The organism is Brevundimonas sp. (assembly GCF_032017145.1).
Classification (GTDB): Bacteria; Pseudomonadota; Alphaproteobacteria; order Caulobacterales; family Caulobacteraceae; genus Brevundimonas.
In genome coordinates, this window is the sequence record NZ_DALZQC010000178.1 from 1 (window position 1) to 3,516 (window position 3,516).

A 3,516-nucleotide genomic window follows, 5' to 3' on the forward strand; every position below is an offset into this window, starting at 1 on the left:
GCCCCGGCGGCGGGCGGCGTGGCCTTGGCGGCGTCGCGGATAATGCCGGGCAGCGCGCCGGCGGTGCCCGCGTCGATGCTTTCCACCGCGATCTGGGCGCGCTGGCGGATCGAATCCGGCACGTCCTGGCCCAGCTGCAGCTGGACGAAGGTCTCGCGCGCCTCCTTGGTCTTGCCGTGCTGCAGACGGGCCAGGGCCAGGGCTTCCTGGGCGAAGGCGTGCAGCGGGCGCTTGTCGTCGGCCAGGGGCTCCAGCCGCTTCTCGATCTCGGCCAGGGGGGCGGTGTCCATGATCAGGAAGGCGGCCTTCAGCGCGGGCGGATCGGACAGGATCGGATCGCTGGACGCCTTGGACGCCTCGTCGAACAGGCGAACGGCGTCGGGGAACTTGTTGGCGGTCACCGCCAGGCCGGCCTGCTGCTGCAGGGCCAGGACCTTGTAGGCGCCGTTGCCTTCCTTGACCGCCTCTTCGAAGGCGGCGCGGGCGTCCATGGGCTTGTCCGCGCGCAGGGCCTCCATGCCGCGATCATAGGCTTCGGCGGCCTTGGCGGCCTTGCCGGAGTTCAGGCTGTCCCAGCCCCACCAGCCCAGGGCGCCGATCAGAGCGACGACCAGCACGACGCCGAAAACCGGCAGCCAGGTGCGGGCGAGGCGCTTCAACTTGTCGGAGCGAAGCTCCTCCTCGACCTGCTCGAAGACATCAACCACTGAAACGTCGCCCCAAAATCGCGAAATGCAAACCGGCGCGGACCCTAGAAGGTCGGCGCATGAGCCGCAACGTCGTCCGTTACTGCGACGCCGGCTTTTTCGAGAAGTAGGTCTCGACTTCGGCAGGAAAACGGCGGGTTTTCACATCGGCGACGAACGCGGCGGCGGCCCGGTCGATCTCGCCGCGCAGATCGGCGTACTTCCGCACGAACCGGGGCGTCCAGTCGAACATCCCCAGCATGTCGTTGATCACCAGCACCTGACCGTCGCAGGCGGCCGAGGCGCCGATGCCGATGGTGGGGACGTCGATCGTTTCGGTGATCTCGCGCGCGAGCGATTCCGCAACCCCTTCGATGACGATGCAGAAGGCCCCGGCCTCGGCGGTCGCCCGCGCCTCGGCCAGCACCCGTTCGCGCTCGCCGTCGGTCTTGCCCTTGGCCTTGAAGCCGCCCTCGGCCAGGATCGCCTGGGGTCGCAGGCCGACGTGGCCCATCACCGGAATGCCGCGCTGGACCAGAAAGGCGACGATCTCGGCCAGTTCGACGCTGGTTTCCAGCTTCACCGCCTGGGCGCCGGTCTCCTTCATCACCCGCACGCAATTGGCGTAGGCGACCTCCTTGCCGCCTTCGTAGGAGCCGAACGGCATGTCCACCACCACCAGGGCGCGCCTGGCTCCGCGCACCACCGCCTGGCCGTGCAGGATCATCATCTCCAGCGTCACGCCCACCGTATTGGGCAGGCCGTGCACCGCCATCCCCAGGCTGTCCCCGACCAGCAGCACGTCGCAATGCGGATCCAGCATCGCCGCCATCGGCGCGTCATAGGCGGTCAGGCAGACGATCGGCTCGCCGTCCTTTCGCCCCGCGATATCGGGCACGGAAATCCGCTTCACGGTCTCCTCGGTCTGGATGGACATGCGGCGGGCCTCCTGTCTGAACAAGGTTCAGATAGGCCGCCGGGCCTCCGAAGTCACCTTCAGACGTCCTGCGACAGCCGCGCGGCCCCCGCGGCCAGCACCGCGACCATGGCGCCGGCCACGATCCAGAAGGCCAGCATCCCCGAACTGCCGCTCAGGTCCAGACCGCCCACCCCCAGGGCGTCCAGCCCGTTCTGCGCCGCGCCCTGGGCGCTCGCCGCCGCCGCGCGCATTCCTTGCGACAGGGTGGCGTCGCCCTCGGCGCTGAAGTTGATGTTCACCCCCTCGCGCACCGCCAGCACGCCCCCGACCAGTCCCGCCGCCGTCAGGGCCAGCGTGCGCCAGCGCGACCGCTTCTCCAGCCGCGCCTGCAGGGTGGCCGAAAACAGCGCCTCGTCGGCCAGGCGGGGGCTCTGCGCGAACATCCGCTCGATCGCCGGATCGAATTCGTCAGCCGACATGCACCGACCTCCCGTCGCCTTGCGCCGGCGAAAGCCGCGCGCGGAGTTTATCCAGACCACGTTTGACATGGGATTTCACCGTTCCGAGCGGCAAATTCAGGGCTGCCGCGATTTCGGGGTGGGACATCCCCGCGCCGTGGCACAGGGACACGCACATCCGTTCGGTTTCGTTAAGCGCCTTCAACGCCTCGTCCAGGTCCATCAGCCCGCCGCGATCCACCACGACCTCGGCCTGATCGGCCTCCACCTCGGCGACGTAGCGCGCCTCCTTGGCGACACGCTTCAGATACAGGCGCGCGGCGATCTTCTTGATCCAGCCCGCGAACGTCCCCTGCCCCCGAAACTCCGAACACCGCTGGAAGCCCTGCAGAAAGGCGTCCTGCGCCACGTCGTCGGCTAAAGACGGCGCCGCCCCCATCCGGCGCAGCAGCCCGCGCACCGCCGAGCCATGCCGCCGGACCAGTTCGCCATACTCCCGCCGTCCTCCGCCGGCCGCCTGGGCCGCCAGCTCGACGTCGTGGAAGTCACGCAAAGATTTGCTCATTACGCTTCCCCCTTCAGGCGGACGTCACGCCTTGTTCGGATTGAAGAAGCCCAGGACGATGAAGGCGATGCCGATGGCCGCGGGAATACAGGCGATGCCCAGCATGGCGCCGGCGCCGTTGCCGCCCCAGACGTGGGTCGCCCCCTCCACCACGATGCCGAAGCCCGCGATGCCGACGCCCGCCGCCAGGCTCAGCACCCCCTTGCGGATGTCCTTGGTGCGCGACGGCAGGCTGCGCTCCACGTCTTTGGTCATCGCGTCCAGCAACTCGGGCGGCAGTTCCAGCCCCTTGTCCACCGCCTGGCGCACCGTCACCTGCATGTCCCGCTTCTCGCGATACTTCAGATAGCTGGGGCCGAAGACGATGGCGGTGATGGTGCCGAACACGGCGAAGATGGCGAAGATCGGAACGAAGTCTTCCATGGCGAATATCCCCTTGGTCCTGTGCAGCAGCCTGGTGCGGCGGCCTTCTGACGACAAGAGGCTGCGGGATGCCCGCACGGATGCGCCCCCTCACGTGAAATCTTCGTAAGGTCGCCGTTTCCGCCGCCGCCGGTTCGGTCTAGGGTCCGCCCATCAACCGCAGGAGCGCACGCCATGGCCCACGTCACCTATCGCATCGTCGAACATGACGGCGGCTGGGCCTACCAGTCCGGGGGAACCTATTCCGAAACCTTCGCCAGCCACGACGCGGCCAAGGCCGCCGCCGTCCGCGCGGCCCGCGAACAGAAGGTTCCGGATCGGACCGCCGCCATCGAATACGAGACGGCGAACGGCGAATGGGTCACCGAAAGCGCCGACGGCCACGACCGCCCCAGCACGGACGTCGAGGGCTGATCGCCGCGTGATCGCGCGCCGCACCCTGCTGGCGGCCGCGGCGGTCGCGCC

The 3,516-nt window shown here is 68.7% G+C and carries 6 protein-coding genes; 1 reads left to right on the forward strand and 5 read right to left on the reverse strand.

All coding sequences use genetic code 11. The features are described from left to right. From RTU05_RS17420 to RTU05_RS17440, 5 genes are all read right to left on the reverse strand, one after another. A partial coding sequence (locus RTU05_RS17420) for a tetratricopeptide repeat protein (protein ID WP_312599569.1) occupies window positions 1-707 on the reverse strand: 707 nt, incomplete at its 3' end. A 79-nt stretch (window positions 708-786) separates the two neighbouring features. Continuing rightward, a complete protein-coding gene (panB, locus tag RTU05_RS17425; protein WP_312599570.1) occupies window positions 787-1,623 on the reverse strand; it encodes a 3-methyl-2-oxobutanoate hydroxymethyltransferase in 837 nt (278 codons plus the stop codon). 59 nt (window positions 1,624-1,682) lie between these two features. After that, the gene (locus RTU05_RS17430) at window positions 1,683-2,084 is read right to left on the reverse strand and encodes a hypothetical protein (RefSeq protein ID WP_312599571.1); all 402 of its coding nucleotides are present in this window, start codon (window positions 2,082-2,084) and stop codon (window positions 1,683-1,685) included. Continuing rightward, window positions 2,074-2,628, reverse strand: coding sequence for a sigma-70 family RNA polymerase sigma factor (locus RTU05_RS17435; RefSeq protein ID WP_312599572.1), 555 nt, complete (start codon window positions 2,626-2,628; stop codon window positions 2,074-2,076). Before RTU05_RS17435 ends, RTU05_RS17430 begins: the two co-directional genes overlap by 11 nt. 24 nt (window positions 2,629-2,652) lie before the next feature. Then, entirely contained in the window at window positions 2,653-3,051 is a 399-nt protein-coding gene (locus tag RTU05_RS17440) for a DUF6249 domain-containing protein (protein ID WP_312599573.1), read from the reverse strand. 174 nt (window positions 3,052-3,225) lie between these two features. On the opposite strand from RTU05_RS17440, the gene RTU05_RS17445 reads away from it, so the two are divergent. Further along, window positions 3,226-3,465 (forward strand): hypothetical protein, encoded by a 240-nt coding sequence (locus RTU05_RS17445; RefSeq protein ID WP_292022363.1) that lies wholly within the window; start codon window positions 3,226-3,228, stop codon window positions 3,463-3,465. The last annotated feature ends 51 nt before the right edge of the window (window positions 3,466-3,516 follow it).

Coding starts and splice junctions, on each gene's coding strand:
- panB (WP_312599570.1), bottom strand. CDS start 1,623: ATGTCCATCCAGACCGAGGAGACCGTGAAGCGGATTTCCGTGCCCGAT.
- RTU05_RS17430 (WP_312599571.1), bottom strand. CDS start 2,084: ATGTCGGCTGACGAATTCGATCCGGCGATCGAGCGGATGTTCGCGCAG.
- RTU05_RS17435 (WP_312599572.1), bottom strand. CDS start 2,628: ATGAGCAAATCTTTGCGTGACTTCCACGACGTCGAGCTGGCGGCCCAG.
- RTU05_RS17440 (WP_312599573.1), bottom strand. CDS start 3,051: ATGGAAGACTTCGTTCCGATCTTCGCCATCTTCGCCGTGTTCGGCACC.
- RTU05_RS17445 (WP_292022363.1), top strand. CDS start 3,226: ATGGCCCACGTCACCTATCGCATCGTCGAACATGACGGCGGCTGGGCC.